This window comes from Streptomyces sp. SM11 (assembly GCF_002910905.1).
GTDB lineage: Bacteria > Actinomycetota > Actinomycetes > Streptomycetales > Streptomycetaceae > Streptomyces.
Map to the genome: position 1 here is coordinate 24,641 of NZ_NEUE01000296.1, position 23,552 is coordinate 48,192.

Sequence of the window (23,552 nt, forward strand, 5' to 3'; positions counted from 1 at the left end):
CGTTCGGCCCGTGCTCCCCACACATCAGCCCTCCGCTCACGAGGAGCCACGATGCTCAAGCCGCACCGCCCCCGCGCCCGGCTGCGGGAGCTCGCCGCGGCCGCCCCCACGACGGCGGGCGGCAAGGTGATCGGATACTTCACCTGGCTCTCACGGCGCGGACGGAACGGGCGGGGGCCGGGCGGGTGCCCCGTCCGTTCGCGCGCCCTGCCCCGCCGTGTGCCGCACGGCCACGGAGGCGTCGGGACGTCACAGCAGGCCGAGCCGGGTGACGAGCATCGCGAACACGACCACGAACGCCCAGCCCGCGATGTGCTCTATCAGCTTCGAGCCGTCCTCGGGTCCGCCGGTGCGCGCACGGCGGGCGTGGTGGGCGTTTCCTGCTGCGGTGGTCGCGGTCATGGCGTCTCGCTCTTCGTACGGCTGCGGCTGGGCCCCCAGGGACCCGACCAGAGTGCCAGGATCCCGGGCCGCGGAGAACCAGATCCCGGTCACGGCCGGACGCGGCCCGAGTGTCCGGGGCGTCCCGCTCCCCCGGTACGGCACGGATATCGGGTCGGGCCGGGGCGCCGACCAGGGCGCGCGTTGTCCCCGGGCGCGGCTCGGCGACGGTTGGTCCCGTTCACGCGGCCGCCCGGTCAGGCGTGCATCGCCGCGTACTCGCCGAGCCACCCTGCCGCCAGCCGGTCACCGCGGGTGAAGACGGCCGCGCCCCGGCACCCGGCCGACGCGTCGGCCGGGTCGGCGGGCGGCAGGAGCAGGGTGGTCTCCTCGCCATCGCCGATGTGCAGAGTGGTGCTCGCGCCGTTCCACAGGCGGATCACCGCTCCGGGCGGGGCCCATACCCTGGCCTCTCCGTCCTGGAGCGCCATGCGTGTGCCGGTGGCGCGCTCCGCGAGAAGGGCGCGGTAGTGGTCCTGGGAGATCACACAGTCGCTCGGCCGCGTCGTGCCGTTCCAGTCCGGTGCGTCGATACCGCGGGCCCGGGCCGCGTTCCACATACGGGGGACGAGGCCGGGCGCGAGCGGGGCCGTGGCCATGCGCTCGCACATCCAGAGCAGTCGCCCGGCCCCTCGCGGGGCCCCCAGGGTGCGCCAGCGGATGCGCAGCGAGAGGTCACCGGCCACGACGGCCACCCAAGGATGGACGGTGCCGAGAGATCCCTGTGCACCGAGCCAGGCCAGGTAGCGCTGGGCCTCCTCCAGGATTCCGGTCATGGAGTCCACGGGGATACCGAGGACGTAGGCGGGGCGGCCCCGGAAGAGACCCGGTCGGGTCGCCGCCAGCAGCAGCACCGCGCGGGCCAGGTCTCCGGCCTGTGGCCGCCGCGTGTCGTCGCCCGGCGTCGGATCGTCCGACGGGGCCGGCCCCCGGGCGTCGTCCGGCTCGTCGTCCGCGTGCCCGGTTTCACGCAGAACCCGGCGCAGGGCCGTCTTCGCCCGCTCGGTGAACGGCGCTTGTTCGAGTACGGGCAGCCGGGTGCTGAGCAGGGCTGCGAGCAACTGCTCGGCGGTGAGAGGGTCTTCGGGTACCGGTACCTGACGCGACGCCGTCGCGAGGTCGGCTGCGAGCGTGGCGTCGACCATGAAGCGACTGGTCAGTCTGCCCAGCGCGCTGGGCTCCAAACGGTCCCCGTCGGCAGCGGGCCGCAGGCAGCCCGTCGCGGCGAGGAACTGTGCCGCCTCATGGAGCGGTTCGACGCCGTCGTGGCCCTGGTGCGCGGCGAACGTCCCGGCCCACCAGCGCTCCGCCTCCTCGATGTTCGCCAGCCGTTCCTGCACGGCCTCGGCGAGAAGATGGTCGGCCAGGTGCTCGTCGAGCCGCGATCGCACGGTGTATCCGGCGGCCAGCCGCGCCTGCCAGTGTGCGCGTTCAGCCGGGTCGGTCAGCAGGAACGCCCAGCCCTCGCGCTCCCCGGCGCCGATGCGGCCGGCACGTCCGAACATCTGCTGGACCATGGACACCTCGATGCGGTCCAGACCGATGGTGGTGTCGCTGACGATCACCGCGCGGGCGGGAAGGTTGACGCCGGCCGCAACCGTGGAGGTGGCGACCAGGACGTCCGCCTCGCGGGCGCGGAACGCCTGCTCGGCCTCCCGCTTGTACGGCCAGTCCCGGTAGTGCAGCCGTACCCCGGCCTTGGTGCACAGCCGCTCCACGGCTTCGGCGTCGTCGGCGTCCACTTCGGCGGTGGGCACGCCCCGGTCCGCGGCCAGGGCGAGCGCCGTGGACCGCACCCGGCGCTTGCTGCCGCAGAAGACGAGGACGCTGCCGCCGTCCGCGGTGGTCCGCCGGGCGATGCGCACGGTGGCCCCGGTACGGACGGCGGCCCGCGCCGCCCAGTCCGTCTCGTCGACCGGGGGCAGGATCGGCAGTTGCCAGGTGAGCCGGGTGGGCCGCCAAGTGGTACGGACCAGGCGGGCGCCCAGCCAGTCCGCGACCTCGTCCGCGTTGGCGACCGTCGCGGACAGACCGACGATCCGGGTGGCCACACTGTCCTCCCGCACGCGGGCGAGCAGCGCCTCCAGTACGGCTCCGCGTGTCGGGTCGCCGAGCAGATGGATCTCGTCGACCACCAGGCAGCCGACCTCGGCGAGCGCGTCCCGCAGCGAGCCCGCACGGCAGATCGCCTCGAACTTCTCGGTGGTGGCCACCCATACGTCGGCCGACCGGATCAGCTTCGTGTCCACCGCGGCCTCACCGGTCAGTCTGACCACCCTCAGTCCATGGTCGCGCCACAGCTGGAGCTCCCGGTCCAGTTCGTCGGTGAGTGAGCGCTGCGGCACCAGCCAGGCCGCCTTGCGTCCGCGGGCGTACGCCTCCAACGCCGCGACCATCCCGATCGGGGTCTTTCCCGCACCCGTCGGCGCCACCACGACCAGATGCCCCGTGTCCTTGAGCACCGCCGGAACGGCGGCGGCCTGCACAGGGTTGAACGAGGGGTGAGGCAGCAGCCCGGCCCATTCGGCCGGTACCAGTTCACCGACGGGCACGTAGTTGTCCCCGTCGCCGTCCGGCAGCTCCTCCAACGCGTCCCACTGGGCGGCGAAGGCATCCCGACCCGCCGCCGCCCAGGGCCCTGCGGCGGGGGCCGCACCGTGCGGACCGACCGCGACCAGCTCCGTACGCCCGCCGGTGTCGTCGACCGTGCCGACCTGACCGGCCTCCTCCCAGTAGCGGCCGACGCGGTACGGTACGTCCCGCTCCGTGAGCCACGCCCGCAGCGTCCGGTACTCCGGCCCTTCGGGGAGGATCACCCGCATGTCCTCCGCCGTCGTGAGCTCGGCGTCGGCCGGGCGCCACGCGGGATCGGTGACCATCCACCACGACAGGGCGCGCTGCTCGGTCCCGTCGGGCACGACCAGGTCCTGCGGCCACGCCGGGCCACGCCCCGCGCGCACCCCCGGACGCGGCTGCGCCGAAACCCCGACGGCCGCGGTCACGTTGCCCCCCGGCCCGTCCGGGCAGGCCCCGCGCCGCACGGGCACCGGGCGGGGCCGGGTCGCCTGTCCGGCCTGGCGGGGCACGGCGTCGGTCAGCTGGTCGTACCGCTTCGCCCCGAGATCCGCGAGAGTGAAGGCGGTGGGACAGCCGGGGCAGACGAGTGCCGTGTACTGGTAGGTGCGCCCCTGGGACTCGTACGGTTTGCGCAGGGCGTGCAGTTCGCCGCCGCATTCGGGGCAGCGGCGGTCGACGGTCGCCTCGTAGCTCCACCCCGGCTCCGCGAACCGTGCGGGGAACTCTCCGGCCGGCGTGACTCCCCACCGCTCCTGTGCCAGGCCGGTGACGGATTCGTGCACGTCTGCTTCGTCACTGCGCATGCCCCGACTGTGGCATCCCATGATCACCGCGTGCAGGCCGATCACACGGTTTCCCCCGATCAGGCGGCGTCGTCGGGGACGGTTGTGGGGCCGAACCTGCTCACAGCAGGCCGAGCGACCGCAGCACGCGGTGCCGGCCCGGTGTCGTCCGGGTCGGCCAGTAGACGTAGCACACCCCGCCCGTGCCGCTTCTGACCTGGCCGTTCGCGTCGTAGCGCTTGGTCCGGAGCCAGATGTTCTCGAACTCGCGCCGCCGGTAGACCCGGCGTACCGCGTCGTTGTCGGGCGACGCGGGGTCGTTGGCGATGACGTCGCCCTCGGCGGTGAAACCGATCACCGTCATCAGGTGGCCGGCCGTCCCGTATCCGGCGCCGGGCAGTTCCTCCTTCCGGAAGGACTGGGAGGTGATGACGGGGATTCCGGCGCGGATGAGCCGCTCCACGTCGGTGAGCGAACCGAGCCGGGTGACCACGGCGTTCATGTCACGGTACGTGGCGGCGTAGGCGGCGTTGAACGGCCAGTTGCCGCAGCCCTCGTACTGGTAGTCGTAGGTGTGGCGGGCGGCGTGGCAGACCTGGGGGTCGGGCAGGCCGGGCTTGACCCAGGCGAGGTCCTCGGCGGTGGGGCGGCGGCCCCAGTACTCGATGATCATCTGCGATGAGGTGGGGCTGCACCACGCCTCGCCGCCGTTGTCGTACTCGGGGTACTGCCCGATGTGGATGTTCTGCGAGTAGCGGGGCACGGGCAGTTCGCGGGCGAGCACGGGGGTGCTCGCGGGCACCGTGAAGCGGTCGGGTACGTCGGAGGCCATCGCACCGACCCGCCAGACGGTCGGGGTGAGGCGGCTGCCCGGGGTGCGGTACAGCGTGAGCCGCAGCCGGTAGGAGACCAGGCGCGCGCCGCTCGCCGGGTCGTCCACCGAGACGGTGTCCGTCCACACGGAGCTGTGCGGGTCGCCCTGGCCGTCGACGGACGTACGGCGGAGGTCGCCGTCGCCCGCCGCCCAGCGGCCCATCACGAACCAGGGGGTGGTGGTGCCGTCCGCGTAGGCGCCGGTCAGTTCGGCCTGGATCCAGGTGCCGGCCGGGGTGCGGGCGTTCCAGGAGATGATCACCTCGGTGGCGGGGACGGCGGAGCGGTGGACGGAGGAGGTCCAGGTGGCGTAGTCCCAGGCGGCCGTCGTGCCCGTGTGCGGGTCGGTGTGGTCGGTGCGGCCGGCCGGGACGGCGATCACCAGGCCGGGGCGGGCGCCGGGCTGGATCCGGGTGCCGTCGCCCGTGCCGCAGCGCCAGTCGGTGTAGGTGTGCCAGAAACGGTTGTCCACGAGGACCTCCGGGCCGCCGGAGGGGCCGGCCGGCGAGGACGGGACTGCGGACGGGGCGGCGGACGCGGGCGCGGCGGAGGCCACCGTGCCGGCGCCCGCCGCCGCGGCGAGCGCGGCGGTCAGGACGGTTCTGCGCGAAGTCGGACTGGTCATGGTCGTGACCCCCGGTCGGATGCTGAAGATGGTCTGCGGGTGCCGTGCGGTGCGCCAACTATCCCGGTTCCGGGCCGGATCGGGCCAGCGGTTCGGCAGCCGCCGCCGGACCAATATGGGTCTGGACCACTGGCGTGACCTGCGATGGCTCGGAACACTCCCCAGGGCCGCTCCGTGCCGGAACGTACCCTGGAGCCATGGACGACCTGGCCCGCCACGCCGATGGCCTCTGCTCACTGCCCCCTTCCTGCGGGCCGGTCCGGCTCGTCGCGGTCGACGGGCACGCCGGTTCGGGCAAGAGCACCTTCGCCGCCCGCCTCGCGGCGGCGCTGGGCGGTGCGCCGGTCCTCCACCTGGACGATCTCGCCACGCACGAGGAGCTGTTCGGCTGGACGGGGCGGCTGATGGGGCAGGTGATCCTGCCGCTCTCGCGCGGCGAGGCCGCCCGCTATGCCCCGTACGACTGGACGGAGCGCCGCTTCGGCCCGGCGCGGATGCTGGAGCCGGCCCCGGTGGTACTGGTGGAGGGGGTCGGCACGGGACGCCGGGAGCTGCGCCCGTGGCTGGCGGCGCTGTGCTGGATGGAGCTGGACCGGGAGACGTCCTGGGAGCGGGGCCGGTGCCGGGACGGGGCCGGGCTCACCGGGTTCTGGGACGGGTGGACGCTCGCCGAGGGGCGGCATTTCGCCGAAGATCCCTCACGGCCCTATGCCGACGCGCTGGTACACCAGTTGCCGGAGGGGTACGCGTGGCTCCCCGGGCCCCGCGCGACAGCGGGAGCGAACCGAAGCGTCACGCACGGTAGCCAGAATGTCCCGCCATACTGAGCAGTCGGAAATCGTCCCGGAAGTGCCCCAACTCCGCTTGACCGTGGGGCCTTGCTGGTCTTACGTTCTCATTGTGCGGCTTTTCGGAGCCCCCGCAGACGCGAAGCCCCCGGTTGTTCCCCCGTGATCGGGGGCTTCGTTCTGTGCTCCCGCCGCCGCCCCGGCGACCACGCAGAGCGATTCACTCACCCTCGGTCACCGCCCCGAAGGTCCGCCATCGAGCGGTCACCTCCCCCCGTGCGCGGGTACGATGCAGCTCGGTGTGGTCAATTCCCTCCCTCCGCGCCGTGATTCAGCACGCTCCGGTGGGCATGCTGTGCGGGCGGAACATCCTGGGGGCACGGTTTGTGGGGGACCTGATGGACATCGGCACACAGGGCGCTGGCGCCCCTGCCGACCTCGCCTGGCTGCGTGGCATGGACGCCTACACCATGGGCGCCTACCCCCAGGCCGAGGAGGAGTTCAGAGCCGCGGTGCGGTTCGATCCCGGCATGGCGGACGGCTGGCTCGGCCTCCACGCGCTGCGCATCGACACCACCACGGCCCTGTTACGCATGTACCGGCACCGCGACCGCTTCGGCGAACAGCGCGCACGCCACCGACGTACGCTCAACTCCTGGTACTGGCTGGGCTGGTGGGTGCAGCCGGTGCTGGAGAGCCGGCGCGATCTGCTGCTGGCGCACGCCTCGCACTGGCTGGACGGACGCCATGTGCCCGAGCTGGACCGGGCGTTGGCGGGGCTGCCGCCGGTGGACGCGGATCCGCAGGTGCGGTTCCTGCACGCCTGCCGCTCCTATCTGGTCAAGGACTGGGAGCAGTTGGTGCGCTGCACCGAGCAGCTCGTCGACGACCCGATGCTCGGCATCGAGGCGGGTCTGTTCGGCGGGATGGCGAGGGTGCGGCTGGAGATGTTCGGGCAGGCGGAGCCGCTGCTGTCGGCCTCGCTGATGCGCTGCCGCAGCGAGCAGCCGCAGCGCAAGGAGCTGCGCTACTGGCTGGCGCGGGCCCACGAGGGCACCGGGCGCAGCGCGGCCGCCCTGCCGCTGTACCGGGCGGTGCACCGGGTCGACCCGGCCTTCATGGACACCTCCGCCCGGCTCGCCGCGCTCGTAGAGGGCGATGGGTACGACGAGTCGGCGGATCTGGCCGCCGTGACCCTGACCGGTTTCGGTTCGGGGGGCGCGGGGGCGGAGCCGCGCCCGGAGGGCGACGCGCTGCTCGGCACCGATCTGGTGGACGGGCGCGAGTCGTGGCCGCTGGGCGACGCGGGGCTGCTCGGCGACGACCCGGCCCCCGGTCCGCCCCCGCCCGTCGAGGGCGCCCGCCGCACCAGGACCCGGAAGCCGCCGCCCTTCCCTGCCGGGCCCAGCGATCCCGCCCTGCTGGCCGAGGCGCTGGCGCAGCTGGAGCGCATGGTCGGTCTCGATCCGGTGAAACGACAGGTCAAGGCGCTCTCCGCACAGTTGAACATGGCCCGGCTGCGGGCCGAGCAGGGTCTCCCCGTCCAGCCGCCGAAGCGCCACTTCGTCTTCTCCGGGCCCTCCGGCACCGGCAAGACCACCGTGGCGCGCATCCTGGGCCGGGTCTTCTACGCCCTCGGGCTGCTCGGCGGCGATCACCTGGTCGAGGCGCAACGGTCAGATCTGGTCGGGGAGTTCCTGGGCCAGACGGCGGTCAAGGCCAATGAGCTGATCGACTCGGCGCTGGGCGGGGTGCTGTTCGTCGACGAGGCGTACAGCCTGGCCAACTCCGGTTACAGCAAGGGTGACGCGTACGGCGACGAGGCGCTTCAGGTCCTCCTCAAGCGGGCCGAGGACAACCGGGATCATCTCGTCGTCATCCTCGCGGGCTACCCGGAAGGCATGGACCGGCTGCTCGCCACCAACCCGGGGCTTTCCTCCCGCTTCACCAGCAGGGTCGACTTCCCCAGCTACCGGCCGCTCGAACTCACCGCGATCGGGAGTGTCCTGGCCGCCGAGAACGACGACGTGTGGGACGAGGAGGCGGCGGACGAGCTGCGCTCCATCAGCGGCCATGTGGTGGACCAGGGCTGGATCGACGAGCTGGGTAACGGCCGTTTCCTGCGGACCCTGTACGAGAAGAGCTGCGCCTACCGTGATCTGCGGCTCTCCGGCTATCCGGGCGAGCTGACCCGCCAGGACCTGTCGACGCTGCGGCTCCCGGACCTGATGCAGGCGTACGGCGAGGTGCTGTCGGGGCGCGGGCCGGTGGGCCGGGGCAAGCAGGAGCCGGGCGCGGGGTGAGGCCGCGCCCGGGCGCGATCGCTCCCGGGCGCGGCACCGGCCGTCGGCTCCCGGCACGGCCCCGGCGTCACATCAGTGCACGAGGGTCCCGGGCACCGGGAGGTCCGGCGCCTTCGGCACGTCCACCGTGCGGCGGGGCACCGACACCGTCCGGTGGGCCGGGTCGCGCACCTCCCCCACCAGCGTCTCCAGCACGTCCTCCATGGCGACCAGGCCGAGGATCCGGCCCGAGGCGTCCGCGACCTGCGCCAGGTGCGTCGCGGCGCGGCGCATAACGGTCAGGGCGTCGTCGAGCGGGAGCTCGGCCCGTACGGTCGCCATCGGGCGCCAGGTCTGCTGCGGGACCGCGCGGTCCGGGTCCTCCAGCTCCAGGACGTCCTTGACGTGGAGGTAGCCCATGAAGGGGCCGCCGCCGTCCGCACAGACCGGGAAGCGGGAGAAGCCGGTGCGCACCGTCAGCTCCTCGATCCGGCGCGGAGTCACGGACGGGTCGACCGTGACCAGCGACGCCCGTTCCAGCAGGACGTCGGTGACCGGCCTGCTGCCCAGTTCGAGGGCGTCCTCCAGGCGCATCGCCGCCTCCGGTCCGAGGAGCCCGGCCTGTCCGGAGTCCTCCACGAGCCGGTTGAGCTGCTCGCTGGTGAAGACGGCCTCCACCTCGTCCTTCGGCTCGACGCCGAACAGCCGCAGCACCAGACCGGCACAGGCGCCCAGGGCGGTGGTGACCGGACGGCAGAGCCGGGCGAAGGCGACCAGGCCGGGGCTCAGCCACAGCGCGGTCCGCTCGGGCGCCGCCATCGCGAGGTTCTTCGGGACCATCTCGCCGATGACCAGGTGCAGGACGACCACGGACAGGAGCGCGAGGGCGAAGCCGAGGGGGTGGACGAGCCCGTCGGGGACGTGCGCCGCGTGGAAGACCGGCTCCAGGAGATGGGCGACGGTCGGCTCGGCGACGGCGCCGAGGGTGAGGGAGCAGACGGTGATGCCGAACTGGGCGGCGGCCATCATCTGCGGCAGGTTCTCCAGGCCGTGCAGGACCGTGCGGGCCCGGCCGGAACCCTGAGCGGCCAGTGGTTCGATCTGGCTGCGGCGGACCGAGACGAGGGCGAACTCGGCGCCGACGAAGAAGCCGTTCGCCAGCACGAGGAGGGCGGCGAGGAGGAGTTGGAGCATGCTCATCGCACGGCCTCCAGCAGGTCCCGTGCGGCCGGGTCAGGCAGCGGGTCGGGCGCCCGGGTGAAACGGACCCGTTCGGCGCGGTAGTGGCCGACCTGGCGGACGGAGATCCGCCAGCCGGGGAGTTCGGCCCGGTCGCCGGGGGCGGGGATGCGGCCCAGCAGGCCGGCGACGAGCCCGGCGACGGTCTCGTACGGCCCCTCGGGCACGTCCAGGCCGCTCCGGCGCAGGGTGTGGACCCGGCAGCTGCCCTCGGCGTCCCACACCGGGCGGCCGTCCTCGCCGATGGCGGCGGTCAGTTCGGGGCGGCCTGCGCCCTCGGCGTCGTGCTCGTCGCGGACCTCGCCGACGAGTTCCTCGATGATGTCCTCCAGGGTGACGACGCCGGCGGTGCCGCCGTACTCGTCGACGACCACGGCTATCGGCTGTTCGTGGCGCAGCCGCCGCAGCAGCAGTTCCACGGGCAGGGTCTCCGGCACCAGGAGCGGGGGGACGGCGATCCGTCCGGCCGGGGTGCGCAGGCGCTCGGGGGCGGGGACGGCGAGGGCGTCCTTGAGGTGGACCATGCCGATGACCTCGTCGATGCGGTCCCGGTAGACCGGGAAGCGGGAGAGGCCGGTGGCGCGGGTGAGGTTGAGGACGTCCTCGGCGGTCGCGGAGGAGTGCAGGGCGCTGACCTTCACCCGGGGGGTCATGACGTGCTGGGCGGTGAGGCCGGCCAGCGAGAGGGTCCGGACGAAGAGGTCGGCGGTGTCCTGTTCCAGGGCTCCGGCCTCGGCGGAGTGCCGGGCCAGTGAGACCAGTTCGCCCGGGGTGCGGGCGGAGGCCAGTTCGTCGGTGGGCTCTACGCCCAGGAGCCGCACCAGCCGGTTGGCCAGGGCGTTGAGGAGGGTGATCACCGGTCGCAGGAGGCCCGCGAAGCGGGCTTGCGGTCCGGCGACGAAGCGGGCCACCTGGAGCGGCCGGGAGACCGCCCAGTTCTTGGGCACGAGTTCACCGACGACCATCTGCACGGCCGAGGCCAGCAGCATCCCGACGACGATGCCGACGCCCGGGACGGCCCCCGCGGGCAGTCCGGTGGCGGTGAGGGGTCCGGCGAGCAGCTGGGCGAGGGCCGGTTCGGCGAGCATGCCCACCACCAGGGAGGTGATGGTGATACCGAGCTGGGTGCCGGAGAGCTGGAAGGAGAGTTCACGCAGGGCTTCGACGACGGTACGGGCCCGTCGGTCGCCCTCGGCCGCGGCGCGTTCGGCGTCGGGCCGGTCCACCGTGACGAGCCCGAATTCGGCTGCCACGAAGAAACCGTTGGCGAGGATGAGGAGAAAGGCCGCTCCGAGGAGCAGCAGGGGGGTGGTCATGAGGCCGCCGCCTCCGGGGAAGGGGCGGCGCAGGTACTACCGGACGATCCGTCCATTGCTGGAGGGAGTCACTCCTTGGGTCGCAGGAAAGCCCCGCGGGCCCGGGATCGGGCCGTGGAACGGGCGGGGCGGGGCGCGCGGGACGCCGCCGCCCACCAGAGTAGACAAGAAGGCCGCGCGCCGGGCAGGGGCTCAGCCGTTGCCGGGGGTGTCGTCGTTTCCGGCGCCGTGCGACTCGGCGAGGTCGCGCAGGGCGCGCGCGTCGCGGATGGCCTGCTGCTTGGCCAGGCCGGGCTGGATGCCGAGGGCGGGCAGGCTCGTGCCGTCGCTGAGGTCGAGGAAGACCCAGGGGTCGCCGGAGCGCAGGTTGACGCGGAGGATCTCCTCCCACGCCAGTCTGCGGGTCAGGGTGAGGTTGACGACCGTGACCCCGGTGTCGTCGGCGGTGACCCTGGGCCTGCTGAGCAGGGCCAGGACGCCGAAGAAGAGTGCCGCGACGAGGACGAACGTGATCCGCTCCCCCGGGTTCAACCGCTCCAGCATGAGCGCGATGACCGTGATGACGAGGAACATCGCCAGGCCCACGCTCAGCAGGACCACCCGGGTGAGGGTGGGCCGGAAGGTGACCGGCAGGGTGGGGAGTTCGGGCCTGGGCGCGGACATCGGGAGTCTTCTCTCGGGGGTACGGGCGGCCGGGGCCGTCAGAGGCGGCAGGCGTGGATGGCCGTGGTGAGGATGGCGCGGGCGCCGAGCTCGTACAGGTCGTCCATGATCCGCTGGGCTTCCTTGGCGGCGACCATGGAGCGGACGGCGACCCAGCCCTCGTGGTGCAGCGGGGAGATGGTCGGCGACTCCAGGCCCGGAGTGAGGGCGACGGCGCGCTCCAGGTGCTCGACGCGGCAGTCGTAGTCCATCATCACGTAGGACCGGGCGACCAGGACGCCCTGGAGGCGGCGGAGGAACTGCTGCACCTTGGGGTCGTCGGCGGGGGCGCCGTTGCGCCGGATGACGACGGCCTCGGAGGTCATGATCGGCTCGCCGATCACCTCCAGTCCGGCGTTGCGCAGGCTGGTGCCGGTCTCCACCACGTCGGCGATGATCTGGGCGACGCCGAGCTCGATGGCGGTCTCGACCGCGCCGTCGAGGTGGACGACGGAGGCCTTGACGCCCGCCTCGGCGAGGTGGGCGGCGACGATGCCCTCGTAGGAGGTGGCGATCGTCATGCCGTCGAAGTCCTGCGGGCCCGCCGCGGTGCCGGGCTTGGTGGCGTAGCGGAAGGTGGAGCGGGCGAAGCCGAGCTGGAGGATCTCCTCGGAGTCGGCCCCGGAGTCCAGCAGCAGGTCGCGGCCGGTGATGCCGATGTCGAGCTTGCCGGAGCTGACGTAGATCGCGATGTCGCGGGGGCGGAGGTAGAAGAACTCGACCTCGTTCGAAGGGTCGACCAGGACCAGCTCCTTGGACTCCTTGCGCTGCTGGTAGCCGGCCTCATGGAGCATCGCCATCGCAGGCCCGGAGAGTGAACCCTTGTTGGGGACGGCGATGCGCAGCATGAGGTCGCTTCCTTTGTGCGGAGGAGTACGGAGGAGTGCGGAGAAATGTGCGGGCGGTTTCGGGGAGAGGGCTCGGACCGGCTCAGAGATGGGCGTAGACGTCGTCCAGCGAGATCCCGCGGGCGACCATCATCACCTGGACGTGGTACAGCAGCTGGGAGATCTCCTCGGCGGTGGCTTCCTTGCCCTCGTGCTCGGCGGCCATCCAGACCTCGGCGGCCTCCTCGACGACCTTCTTGCCGATGGCATGCACGCCCTTGCCCACCAGTTCGGCGGTGCGCGAGGTGGAGGGGTCGCCTTCGGCGGCCTTGAGCTGGAGCTCGGTGAAGAGCTCTTCGAAGGTTTTGTGTCCCATGATGGTCCTCAGAATACGGGGTCGCCGGGCGGCACTCAGCGCCAGGGTTCGCTGATGGTCCGCAGCGTGGCAGCGGTGGCCACGGCGGCGGTGACCGCTTCGTGCCCCTTGTCCTCGTTGGACCCTTCGAGGCCGGCCCGGTCGAGCGCCTGCTCCTCGGTGTCACAGGCCAGTACGCCGAAGCCGACGGGGACTCCGGTGTCGACGGTGACCTGGGTGAGGCCGAGGGTGACGCCCTGGGAGACGTACTCGAAGTGGGGGGTACCGCCCCGGACGATCACGCCGAGGGCGACGATCGCGTCGTAGCCGCGTCCGGCGAGCACCTTGGCCACGACGGGCAGCTCGAAGCTTCCCGGGACGCGGAGCAGGGTCGGCTCGTCGATGCCCAGCTCGTGCAGGGCGCGCAGGGCGCCGTCGACGAGGCCGTCCATGACCTTCTCGTGCCACTGGGCCGCGATCACGGCCACGCGGAGGTCGCCGCAGTTGCGTACGGACAGTTCGGGTGCACCCTTGCCGCTCATGTCTCTCCTGTTGCTGGTTACGTGGTGTTCGGTGGTTCGCGTTACTGGTTGGCGCAGGTCGACGCGGGGGCGTCGAGCCAGGGCAGGTCGTGGCCCATGCGGTCGCGCTTGGTGCGCAGGTAGCGCAGATTGTGCTCGCCGGCCTGGACGGGCATGGGTTCCCGGCCGGTGACGGCGAGGCCGTGACGGACGACGGCCGCGGTCTTCTCGGGGTTGTTGGTCATCAGCCGCAGGCTGGTGACGCCGAGGTCCGTGAGGATCTGGGCGCCCGCCGCGTAGTCGCGGGCGTCGGCGGGCAGGCCGAGCTCCAGGTTGGCGTCGAGGGTGTCCACGCCGCGCTCCTGGAGTTCGTACGCGCGCAGCTTGGAGAGCAGGCCGATGCCGCGCCCCTCGTGGCCGCGCAGATAGACGACGACGCCCCGGCCCGCTTCGGTGATGCGCTGCATGGATGCGTGCAGCTGGGGGCCGCAGTCGCAGCGCTGGGACTGGAAGATGTCGCCGGTCAGGCACTCGGAGTGGATCCGGACGAGGACGTCCTCGCCGTCGCCGATCTCTCCGTGGACCAGGGCGACGTGCTCGACGCCGTCGACGCTGGAGCGGTAGCCGTACGCGGTGAAGTCGCCGAACGCGGTGGGCAGCCGGGTCTCCGCCTCGCGGTGGACGGTCGGCTCGCTGCTGCGGCGGTAGGCGATGAGGTCCTCGATGGAGATGATCGTCAGGCCGTGCTTGCGGGCGAAGGGCACCAGCTCGGGCAGCCGCAGCATGACGCCGTCCTCGCCGGCGATCTCGACGATGGCCCCGGCGGGGCGGAGCCCGGCGAGCCGGGCGAGGTCGACGGCGGCCTCGGTGTGGCCGTTGCGGACGAGGACGCCGCCGGAGCGGGCGCGCAGCGGGAAGACGTGGCCGGGCCGGACGAAGTCGCCGGGGCCGGCGACGCCGCCCGCGAGCATCCGCAGGGTGGTGGCGCGGTCGGCGGCGGAGATGCCGGTGGTCACGCCGTGGGCGGCGGAGGCGTCGACGGAGACGGTGAAGGCGGTCTGCATCGACTCGGTGTTGTCGGCGACCATCTGCGGGAGGTCGAGGCGTTCCAGCTCGTCGCTCTCCATGGGTGCGCAGATCAGGCCGCGGCACTCGCTCATCATGAAGGCGACGATCTCGGGGGTCGCCATCTCGGCGGCGATGACGAGGTCACCCTCGTTCTCGCGGTCCTCGTCGTCCACGACGACGACGGGCCGGCCGGCGGCGATGTCACGGATGGCCTGCTCGACCGGGTCCAGGGAGAGGTCCTCGGCGAGCGGGGCGTGGCCGGGGTGCAGCCAGGTGGGCTGAGCAGTCATGCCGTGGCTCCTTCCAGAGCGGGTGTCCGCGTACGCAGCCACCAGTCGCGCATCCCCCACAGGACGAGGGCGCCGTAGATGATGTAGACGAAGCCGGAGAAGGCGAATCCGTTGGCGAAGTTCAGCGGGACGCCGACCAGGTCGACCAGCAGCCAGGCGAACCAGAACTCGACCATGCCGCGGGCCTGGGCGTACATCGCGACGACGGTGCCGACGAAGATGTACGCGTCCGGCCACGGGTCCCAGGACAGCGACGGGAAGGCGGTGAACAGGCCGCCGACGGCGAGGGTGCCCAGCGCGGCGGCGCCGATCAGCACGCCGCGCTCGCGCCAGGTGGCGAAGCGTACGGCGATGGAGCCGTCCTGGGCCTGCTGCCTGCCCCGGTTCCAGGACCACCAGCCCCACAGCGCGACGACGATGACGACCAGCTGCTTGCCCGCGCTGCCGGAGAGGTGCGCGGAGGCGAAGGCGACGAGCAGGATCACGCCGGAGAGGAGCTGGGCGGGCCAGGTCCAGATCGAGCGCCGCCAGCCGAGAGCCAGGGCGACCAGGCCAACGAGGTTGCCGATCATGTCCGACCATCTGATGTGCTGGCCGAACACGGTGAAGGCCTCGGAGTTGAGCCAGTTCGCCGCGTTCACCGCGGGTCCCCTCCCGCCCGGTCGCCGAGCAGCCGCTCGACGTACTTGGCGAGGACGTCCACCTCCAGGTTGACCGGGTCGCCGGGCTGCTTGTGGCCGAGCGTGGTCAGGGCGAGGGTGGTGGGGATGAGGCTGATGGTGAAGTGGTCCGCCGCGGCGTCGACGACGGTGAGGCTCACGCCGTCGACGGTGATGGAGCCCTTCTCCACGACGTACCGGGTCAGCTCGGGCGGCAGGGAGACCTTGACGAGCTCCCAGTGTTCGGAGAGGGTGCGCTCGACGATGGTGCCGGTGCCGTCCACGTGGCCCTGGACGAGGTGTCCGCCGAGCCGGCCGCCGAGCGCCATCGGGCGTTCCAGGTTGACCCGGGAGCCGGTGGTGAGCGCGCCGAGGCTGGAGCGCAGGAGCGTCTCGGCCATCACGTCGGCGGTGAATTCGCCGTCGCCGGTGTCCACGACGGTGAGGCAGACGCCGTTCACCGCGATGGAGTCGCCGTGCTTGGCGCCCTCGGTGACGACGGGGCCGCGCAGCCGGAAGCGGGAGGCGTCCGCAAGCCGCTCGACGGCGGTGACCTCACCCAGTTCTTCGACAATTCCGGTGAACACTCAGTTTCCCTTCCGAGCAGGGGCGGGGACGGCGGTGACGCGCAGATCGGGGCCGATCGGCACGGTCTCGGTCACATCGAGGCGCAGCGCCCGGGAGATGGTGGTGATTCCGGCGTCGGCCAGGGCGGCGGGGCCCGCGCCGAGCAGAACCGGGGCGAGATAGCCGACGACCTTGTCGACCTTCCCGGCGGCGACGAAGGCCCCGGCGAGGGTGGGTCCGCCTTCGAGGAGTACGGAGCGGACGCCGCGGGTGTGCAGCGCGGCGAGGAGGGCGTCGAGGTCCAGGCCGGGTCCGGCGGCGGCGCGGGGCAGCCGCAAGACGGCGGTCCCGGGGAGGTGACCGGCCGGGGCGTCGTCGGCGACGGCGACCAGGGTGGGCGCGGTGTCGTCCAGGACCCGGGCGCCGGGTTTCACGGCGGTGGCGTCGGTGTCGAGGACGACCCGCAGCGGCTGGGTGGCCCCGTCGATACCGCGTACGCCCAGCTGGGGGTCGTCGGTGCGGGCGGTACCGGAGCCGACGAGCACGGCGTCGGCCTCGGCGCGCAGCCGGTGGACGTCGGCGCGGGCCTCGGGCGAGGTGATCCAGCGGCTGGTGGCGTCGGCGGCGGCGATCCGGCCGTCGAGCGTGGCGGCGTACTTCCACAGGACGTACGGCCGCCCCTGGCGCACCGAGGTCAGCCAGGCGGCGTTGCCCGCCCCGGCCTCCTCGGCGAGGAGGCCCTGCTCGGCCCGGACCCCGGCCCGGCGCAGGGTGTCGCCGCCGCCGGCGGCCCCCGGGTCCGGGTCGGCGACCGCGTACACGACGCGGCTGATCCCGGCGGCCAAGAGCGCCTTAGCGCAGGGGCCGGTGCGGCCGGTGTGGTCACAGGGTTCGAGGGTGACGTAGGCGGTGCCGCCGCGGGCCCGTTCGCCGGCCGCGCGGAGGGCGTGGACCTCGGCGTGCGGCCCTCCGGCGCGCTGGTGGAAGCCTTCGCCGGCGACGGCTCCGGTGGCGTCGGTGATCACGCATCCGACCACCGGGTTGGGGCTGGTGGAGCCGAGACCGCGCGCCGCGAGCGTGATCGCTCGGCGCATAGCGGTGATGTCGGCTGCGGTATCCACCGGGTCCTCCTGCCTCTTCGGGCACGGACTCCGGGGCCTGTCGATGACGACAGATAGAGCGGCTCATCAGGGGAAACGCCGAGAACCCGAGAACGGGAACGCCGGGAACGCACGGAGTGCCGGGAGATTCCCGGCCATGCGTCCGCCGACGGCGGCGTACCGATGACAACCCGCCGCGCACTGCCTCCCATCCGGACTTTCACCGTCGGTCCAGGAATTTCACCTGGTCAACCGGCCGCTGGCTGCGGACGGGTCGCGGACTGTAACCGCCGGTTCGGACTTACACCGACCCCGGAGTGCGCTGCTATTGGTACGGAACCAGTCTGCCACGGACACCTCACGGCCATGCGGGTGAGCCGTGTGGGCTGGGTCACAGAGCGAGTGGCGCGTTCCGATCGGCGAGAAACCGACAGAAATGTTGACCGCCAAAGGTCCATGCCTATTGACGCACTGGTCTAGTCCTTTTAATCTCTGCGTCACCTCCGAGGTTCGGTCCGACGGTGTGCGCACACCAGGACCCCAACACGACCCACCCCTTTTGCCAGTTGTGTTCTGCCGACCTCCCCAGGAGGAACGACCACATGCTGTCCCCCACCCGAGCGAGAGCCACCCTGCTCGCCGCCGGCGCCGCCGTCGCCGGACTGCTGCTGAGCTCACTCGCCGCAGGTCCGTCGGCCGCCGCCGACCAGGCCTCCTGCCGACCCGACGGGCTGTACCAGACCCCCGGCGTCGACGTCCCCTACTGCTCCGTCTACGACGCCGACGGGCGCGAGAAGATGGGCGCCGACCACCAACGGCGCGTCATCGGTTACTTCACCAACTGGCGTACCGGCAAGGACGGCAAGGACGCCTACCTCGTCCCGGACATCCCGTGGGACAAGGTCACGCACCTCAACTACGCCTTCGCGCACGTCGACGGGTCCAACAAGCTCTCGGTCGGCCCCGACAGCGCCGCCAACGCCTCCACCGGCATGACCTGGCCCGGTGTCACAGGCGCGGAGATGGACCCGGCGCTCCCCTACAAGGGGCACTTCAACCTCCTGACGAAGTACAAGAAGCAGCACCCGAACGTGAAGACCCTGGTCTCCGTGGGCGGCTGGGCCGAGACGGGCGGCTACTTCGCCCCCGACGGCGAGCGCGTCGACTCGGGCGGCTTCTACTCGATGGCGACCAACGCCGACGGGTCGGTCAACCAGGCGGGCATCGACACCTTCGCCGACTCGGCCGTCGACTTCATCAAGAAGTACGGCTTCAACGGCGTCGACATCGACTACGAGTACGCGACCACGATGAAGGACGCGGGCAACCCCCTGGACCACACGCTGTCCAACGGCCGCCGCGCCGGGCTGGTCAAGGGCTACGACGCCCTGATGAAGACGCTGCGCGAGAAGCTCGACCACGCGGGCGCCGCCGACGGCAAGCACTACCTGCTGACCGTCGCCGCCCCCTCCTCCGGCTACCTGCTGCGGGGCATGGAGACGTACCAGATGCAGAAGTACCTGGACTACGTCAACATCATGTCCTACGACCTGCACGGCGCCTGGAACGAGTACGTCGGCCCGAACGCCTCCCTGTTCGACGACGGCAAGGACGCCGAACTGGCGCAGGCGAGCGTGTACTCCACCTCGCAGTACGGCGGCACCGGCTACCTCAACACCGACTGGGCCTACCACTACTTCCGAGGCTCGATGCCGGCCGGCCGGATCAACATCGGTCTGCCGTACTACACCCGCGGCTTCAAGAACGTGCAGGGCGGCACCGACGGACTGTGGGGCAGGGCGGCCACGACCGACTGCCCGGCGGGCGCGGGTCTGACCAAGTGCGGTGACGGCGCGGTCGGCATCGACAACCTCTGGCACGACAAGGACACCAACGGCAAGGAATCGCCGGCCGGTTCCAACCCGATGTGGCACGCGAAGAACCTGGAGAAGGGCATCGTCGGCGACTACGTCACCGACTACGGCTTCCCCGCGGACACCCGGCTGACCGGCACCTACGCTCGCAAGTACGACTCCACGCTGGTCGCCCCGTGGCTGTGGAACGCCGAGAAGAAGGTGTTCCTCTCCACCGAGGACGAGCAGTCGGTGAAGGCCAAGGCCGACTACGTCGTGGACAAGGGCATCGGCGGCACGATGATCTGGGAGCTGGCGGGCGACTACCAGTGGAACGCGGCGAAGGGCCAGTACGAGACGGGCTCCACGCTGACCACCGCGATGTACGACGCGTTCAAGTCGGCGACCCCGTACGGCGCGAAGCGCTCCACGATCGACCTGCCCACCCAGGCCGTGAACATCGACGTCTCCTTCGGGCAGTTCCCGCTGGGCGACTCCAACTACCCGATCAGCCCCAAGCTGAAGATCACCAACCGGACCGAGGCCACCCTGCCCGGCGGTACGGAGTTCCAGTTCGACTACTCCACCTCCGCCCCGGCCAACGCCAAGGACCAGTCCGGATTCGGCACGACGATCATCCGCAGCGACCACACGGCGGCCAACAACATCGGCGGCCTCAAGGGCGACTACAACCGCGTCTCGCTGAAGCTCCCGGCCTGGCAGACGCTGGCCCCCGGCGCCTCGGTGGAGCTGGACTTCGTCTACTACCTGCCCACCTCCACCCCGTCGAACTGGACGGTGACCTTCGACGGGAAGTCCTACTCCCTCGCCGGTGATCTGGCCCGCGGCACCACCGTGGTGGAGCCCGGCACCGGCACCGACCCCACACCGACGCCGGACCCCACCGGCCCGACCCCGACCCCGACCCCGACGGAGCCGGGCGGCAGCTGCACGGCCCCGGCCTGGAACGCGGCCACCGAGTACGGCGGCGGCTCCACCGTCAGCCACGACGGCCACCAGTGGAAGGCCTCGTGGTGGACGAAGGGCGAGACGCCCGGATCCACCGGTCAGTGGGGCGCCTGGAAGGACCTCGGCGCCTGCTGATCCCTCCTCCGGCCGCCCGGCGGTGAGCGGATCCCCCGTTCACCGCCGGGCTTCCCGCCCCCACCGGCCCCGGCCCCGGCGTCCACCGCCGGAAAGCCTCCCGGGGGGCGGACCCCGTTCTGGCAGGCTGGCGCCATGACGACGATTCTGGTCACCGGCGCCACCGGTGCCCTCGGCCGCCAGGTCGCGGAGCGGCTGCGCACCGAGGGGGCCGGCGTCCGCGGTCTCAGCAGGCGCTCCCCCTCGTACGCCGTCGATCCGCGCGACGGCAAGGGTCTGGACGCGGCGGTCGAGGGGGCGGACGTGATCGTCCACTGCGCCACCACCCCGCGCGGCGGCGACGACCGGGCGGCGGGGTTCCTCATCAACGCGGCGAAGCGGGCCGGGACGCCGCATCTTCTCCACATCTCGATCGTCGGCGTGGACCGGCTGCCGCTGGGCTACTACACGGTCAAGCACCGGGTCGAGCGGATGATCGAGTACTCCGGGCTCGGCTCGACGATCCTGCGGACCACGCGGTTCCACGACCTGGCCCTGCGCATCCTGTCCGGCGCGGCGATACTGCCCGTGCTGCCGGTGCCCGCCAGCGTGTCGCTCCAGCCGGTCGACAGCGGCGAGGTCGCCGACCGGCTCACGGCCCTGGCGCTCGGCGGGCCGGCGGGCCGGGTGCCCGACCTGGGCGGACCCGAGGTCCGTGAGCTGACCGGCCTCACCGGGGCGTTCCTGCGGGCCACCGGCCGCAGGCGGCGGGTGGTACCGGTCCGGCTGGCGGGCGAGGCGTACGCGGGCTACCGGCGCGGCGACCACCTGGCGCCCGAACACGCCGTGGGAACCGTGACGTTCGAGGAGTTCCTCGACCGCCGCCACCGCCACCCGGTCTGATCCCGTGCGCTCCGGCCCGAGCCCGCGCGATCGGCCCGCCCGCCGATCCTCGGGGGCGGCCCGGTCAGCCCCCCGGTGCGAACAGCGCGTCCTGCGCCGCGTCCCGGGCGGTGATCAGCGCGCCGCGCAGTACGGCCCCGTCGCCCAGCGAACCGGCGCGGACCTCGGTGCGCAGGGGTGACATCGCGGCCAGCCGCTCCTCGACCCGGGCGGCGAGCGCGGTCCCGCCCGCGTGGCCGACGGCCCCCGCGAGCAGGACGCAGCCCGGGTCGAGCACCGAGGCGACGGCGGCGGCGCCGAGGGCGAGGCGGTCCGCCAGCTCCTTCAGGAAGGGCTCGCCGGTCTCCCCCGCCTCCAGGGCGGTCCGCACCGCGTCCACGGCCGCCGCCTCCTCGCGGCCCCCGGCCATCGCGCCGAGGTCCACGAGTCCGTGCCCGGCGGCGAGTTCGCACAGGGCGACGGATCCGGCCAGGGAGTGGAATCCGCCCTCGCAGTTCACCGCCGAGGGCAGTCCGCTCACCCCGGGGACGGGGAGAAAGCCGATCTCCCCCGCGCCGCCGGACGCCCCCTGACGCAGCTTGCCGTCCAGCATCACGGCGGCCCCGATCCCCTGGCCGAGCCAGAGCAGGACGAAGGTCTCGCAGTCGTGGGCGGCGCCCTCCCGGTGCTCCGCCACGGCCGCGAGGTTGGTCTCGTTCTCCACCAGGACGGTGGCGGAGAGCCGGCGCTGGAGCTCCCGGACCAGGACCCGGTGCCAGGCAGGCAGGCCGGAGCTGTCGCGCAGTTCACCGGTGACGGGGTCGATCAGCCCCGGCGCCCCGACCCCGACGCTGTGCAGCGGCACGGATCCGGCTTCGCGGGCGGTGCGCTCCAGGAGAGCGGCGGCCCGCTCGACGGCGGGTTCGGTGCCGGTGTCACCGCCGATGGGCAGGGAGCCCTCGGCGAGGGTGGCCCCCAGCAGGTCGGTGACGACCACGCCGACGCTTCCCAGGCGCACGTCGAGCGCCGCGAGATGGGCCCGGTCGGCGACGATCCCGTACAGCCGGGCGTTGGGTCCGCGGCGGACGGCCCCGGACTCGCCCACGACCTGGATCAGCCCGGCCCCCCGGAGCCGCTCGACGAGGTCGGCGACGGTGGGGCGGGAGAGTCCGGTCAGCGTCTTGAGCTGGGTGGCCGTCAGCGGGCCGTCCTGCTGGAGCAGCCGCAGGGCGAGCCGGTCGTTGATGGCCCGAGCCGTGCTCGGTGATGCGGGCATACCGGGATCCTTCCAGATCGCCGCCCCGCCGCTTCCCGGGGGCGTGACGTAATGACTATTTATCAGGCAGGTTTCCTGATAGTTTACGCCCGCATCGTCGCACGGGAGCGCCGGGACCACCGGCATCCGAGAATTCCCAGGGGAGGGACACGACGGCATGGCGAACGACTCGACCGTCACGGTCTACAGCGCGGAACGGGTGAAGCGGGCCCGGATCGCCGTCGCCGCGGTCTTCACCGTGCACGGGGCGGTGACCGGCAGCTTCGCGACCCGGGTGCCGTGGATCCAGGATCACGCCGGGGTGAGCGCGGGTCAGCTCGGCCTGGCGCTGGCTTTCCCGGCGATCGGCGCGTCGATCGCGATGCCGCTGGCCGGCCGGGTCAGTCACCGGTTCGGGGCGCGGACCGCCCTGCGGGGGCTTCTGGCGCTGTGGACGCTGGCGCTGGTCCTGCCCGCCCTCGCACCGGACCTGGTCACCCTGTGCGCGGCGCTGTTCGTCTACGGGGCGACGGCGGGGATGTCCGATGTCGCGATGAACGCGCTGGGCGTCGAGGTGGAGAACCGTCTCGACAAGTCGATCATGTCGGGTCTGCACGGCATGTGGAGTGTGGGCGCGCTGATCGGTTCGGCGGCGGGCACGGTCGCCGCCCACACCGGGACCGACGCTCGTCTGCACCACGTCATCGCGGCTCTGGTGCTCACGGCGGTGGGGCTGATCGCCTGCCGGGGCGTCCTCGACCTCCAGAGCGGTCCGGAGGAGGAGCCGCCGCCGCGCTTCACGCTGCCGCCGAAGTCGGCCCTGCTCATCGGGGCGATCGGATTCTGCGCGGTCTTCGCCGAAGGGGCGAGCCTGGACTGGTCGGCGGTCTACCTGCGGGACGTTCTGGACAGCTCCGAGGGTCTCGCGGCGGCGTCCACCACGGCGTTCGCCCTGACGATGGCGGTGGCCCGGATCGCCGGGGACCGGATCGTCGACCGGTTCGGCGCGGTCCGCACGGTGCGGACCGGTGGACTGCTCGCCACCACGGGCGGGCTGCTGGTCGTGTTCTCGCCGTCCCCGGCGGCCGCGATGTGCGGCTTCGGGCTGCTGGGCCTGGGCGTGGCGGTCGTGGTCCCGCTGGCCTTCGCCGCGGCGGGGCGCAGCGGACCGAACCCGAGCCAGGCCATCGCGGGCGTCGCTACCATCACGTACACCTCCGGTCTGATCGCCCCCTCCGCGATCGGCTCGCTGGCCGAGGCCACCTCGCTGGTGGTGTCGTTCGGCGTGGTGACGGCGCTGGCCTTCGGACTGGTGCTGGGCGCCGGCGTGCTGCGGTCGGCCGACCGGAAGGCCGCCGCCCCGGCGGCCGGCGGCGGTGCGGCGGCGAAGAGCGCCGCCGGGAGCTGACCGGGGCCGGGCGCGGGGACGGCGTGCGCGGCGGCGGGTGACCTCCGCGCGGCCGCCAC

Annotated in this window: 19 protein-coding genes and 1 riboswitch; of the genes, 5 read left to right on the forward strand and 14 right to left on the reverse strand. The window is 72.5% G+C overall.

Going from position 1 to position 23,552, the window contains the following annotated elements; translation table 11 throughout:
* Positions 1-249: 249 nt before the first annotated feature.
* From B9S58_RS32895 to B9S58_RS32905, 3 genes are all read right to left on the reverse strand, one after another.
* Complete coding sequence (locus tag B9S58_RS32895; protein ID WP_103535588.1) at positions 250-402, reverse strand: SCO1431 family membrane protein; 153 nt, start codon at positions 400-402, stop codon at positions 250-252.
* Between the two features lie 236 nt (positions 403-638).
* Positions 639-3,821 (reverse strand): DEAD/DEAH box helicase, encoded by a 3,183-nt coding sequence (locus tag B9S58_RS32900; RefSeq protein ID WP_258045179.1) that lies wholly within the window; start codon positions 3,819-3,821, stop codon positions 639-641.
* Positions 3,822-3,921: 100 nt separating this feature from the next.
* Positions 3,922-5,298 (reverse strand): peptidase C39 family protein, encoded by a 1,377-nt coding sequence (locus B9S58_RS32905; RefSeq protein ID WP_103535557.1) that lies wholly within the window; start codon positions 5,296-5,298, stop codon positions 3,922-3,924.
* 197 nt (positions 5,299-5,495) lie between these two features.
* Here B9S58_RS32905 and B9S58_RS32910 point away from each other — a divergent pair, with 197 nt between their 5' ends.
* A complete protein-coding gene (locus B9S58_RS32910; protein ID WP_103535558.1) occupies positions 5,496-6,125 on the forward strand; it encodes a uridine kinase in 630 nt (209 codons plus the stop codon).
* Positions 6,126-6,484: 359 nt separating this feature from the next.
* The gene (locus B9S58_RS32915) at positions 6,485-8,389 is read left to right on the forward strand and encodes an AAA family ATPase (protein WP_103535559.1); all 1,905 of its coding nucleotides are present in this window, start codon (positions 6,485-6,487) and stop codon (positions 8,387-8,389) included.
* Between the two features lie 72 nt (positions 8,390-8,461).
* On the opposite strand, the gene B9S58_RS32920 is transcribed toward B9S58_RS32915, so the two are convergent.
* The 10 genes from B9S58_RS32920 to ribD form a co-directional block, all read right to left on the reverse strand.
* Entirely contained in the window at positions 8,462-9,568 is a 1,107-nt protein-coding gene (locus B9S58_RS32920; RefSeq protein WP_103535560.1) for a hemolysin family protein, read from the reverse strand.
* The gene (locus B9S58_RS32925; RefSeq protein WP_103535561.1) at positions 9,565-10,923 is read right to left on the reverse strand and encodes a hemolysin family protein; all 1,359 of its coding nucleotides are present in this window, start codon (positions 10,921-10,923) and stop codon (positions 9,565-9,567) included. Before B9S58_RS32925 ends, B9S58_RS32920 begins: the two co-directional genes overlap by 4 nt.
* Before the next feature lie 192 nt (positions 10,924-11,115).
* A complete protein-coding gene (locus B9S58_RS32930; protein ID WP_103535562.1) occupies positions 11,116-11,586 on the reverse strand; it encodes a PH domain-containing protein in 471 nt (156 codons plus the stop codon).
* A 38-nt stretch (positions 11,587-11,624) separates the two neighbouring features.
* Positions 11,625-12,473 carry an ATP phosphoribosyltransferase gene (gene hisG / locus B9S58_RS32935; RefSeq protein ID WP_103535563.1) on the reverse strand — a complete coding sequence of 283 codons (849 nt, stop codon included), beginning with the start codon at positions 12,471-12,473 and terminating at the stop codon, positions 11,625-11,627.
* Positions 12,474-12,555: 82 nt separating this feature from the next.
* Positions 12,556-12,828: a phosphoribosyl-ATP diphosphatase gene (locus B9S58_RS32940; RefSeq protein ID WP_103535564.1), complete on the reverse strand. Its 273-nt coding sequence runs from the start codon at positions 12,826-12,828 to the stop codon at positions 12,556-12,558.
* Between the two features lie 35 nt (positions 12,829-12,863).
* A complete protein-coding gene (gene ribH / locus B9S58_RS32945) occupies positions 12,864-13,349 on the reverse strand; it encodes a 6,7-dimethyl-8-ribityllumazine synthase (protein WP_103535565.1) in 486 nt (161 codons plus the stop codon).
* Between the two features lie 41 nt (positions 13,350-13,390).
* A complete protein-coding gene (locus tag B9S58_RS32950; RefSeq protein ID WP_103535566.1) occupies positions 13,391-14,686 on the reverse strand; it encodes a bifunctional 3,4-dihydroxy-2-butanone-4-phosphate synthase/GTP cyclohydrolase II in 1,296 nt (431 codons plus the stop codon).
* Positions 14,683-15,327 carry a nicotinamide mononucleotide transporter family protein gene (locus B9S58_RS32955; protein ID WP_181009539.1) on the reverse strand — a complete coding sequence of 215 codons (645 nt, stop codon included), beginning with the start codon at positions 15,325-15,327 and terminating at the stop codon, positions 14,683-14,685. The genes B9S58_RS32950 and B9S58_RS32955 overlap by 4 nt, the downstream gene beginning before the upstream one ends.
* Complete coding sequence (locus B9S58_RS32960; protein WP_103535567.1) at positions 15,324-15,932, reverse strand: riboflavin synthase; 609 nt, start codon at positions 15,930-15,932, stop codon at positions 15,324-15,326. Before B9S58_RS32960 ends, B9S58_RS32955 begins: the two co-directional genes overlap by 4 nt.
* Positions 15,933-17,033, reverse strand: a complete 1,101-nt coding sequence (gene ribD / locus B9S58_RS32965; protein ID WP_103535568.1) for a bifunctional diaminohydroxyphosphoribosylaminopyrimidine deaminase/5-amino-6-(5-phosphoribosylamino)uracil reductase RibD — start codon at positions 17,031-17,033, stop codon at positions 15,933-15,935.
* Positions 17,034-17,206: 173 nt separating this feature from the next.
* Positions 17,207-17,337: riboswitch (FMN riboswitch) on the reverse strand.
* Positions 17,338-17,614: 277 nt separating this feature from the next.
* On the opposite strand from ribD, the gene B9S58_RS32970 reads away from it, so the two are divergent.
* Together B9S58_RS32970 and B9S58_RS32975 are read left to right on the forward strand one after the other, a co-directional pair.
* Positions 17,615-19,969, forward strand: coding sequence for a chitinase C-terminal domain-containing protein (locus tag B9S58_RS32970; protein WP_103535569.1), 2,355 nt, complete (start codon positions 17,615-17,617; stop codon positions 19,967-19,969).
* Between the two features lie 135 nt (positions 19,970-20,104).
* A complete protein-coding gene (locus tag B9S58_RS32975) occupies positions 20,105-20,851 on the forward strand; it encodes an SDR family oxidoreductase (RefSeq protein ID WP_103535570.1) in 747 nt (248 codons plus the stop codon).
* A 64-nt stretch (positions 20,852-20,915) separates the two neighbouring features.
* Here the strand turns inward: B9S58_RS32975 and B9S58_RS32980 are convergent, their stop codons facing one another.
* On the reverse strand, positions 20,916-22,106 hold the full coding sequence (locus B9S58_RS32980) for an ROK family transcriptional regulator (RefSeq protein WP_103535571.1): 1,191 nt from the start codon (positions 22,104-22,106) through the stop codon (positions 20,916-20,918).
* A 157-nt stretch (positions 22,107-22,263) separates the two neighbouring features.
* Here B9S58_RS32980 and B9S58_RS32985 point away from each other — a divergent pair, with 157 nt between their 5' ends.
* Positions 22,264-23,493 (forward strand): MFS transporter, encoded by a 1,230-nt coding sequence (locus B9S58_RS32985; protein ID WP_103535572.1) that lies wholly within the window; start codon positions 22,264-22,266, stop codon positions 23,491-23,493.
* The last annotated feature ends 59 nt before the right edge of the window (positions 23,494-23,552 follow it).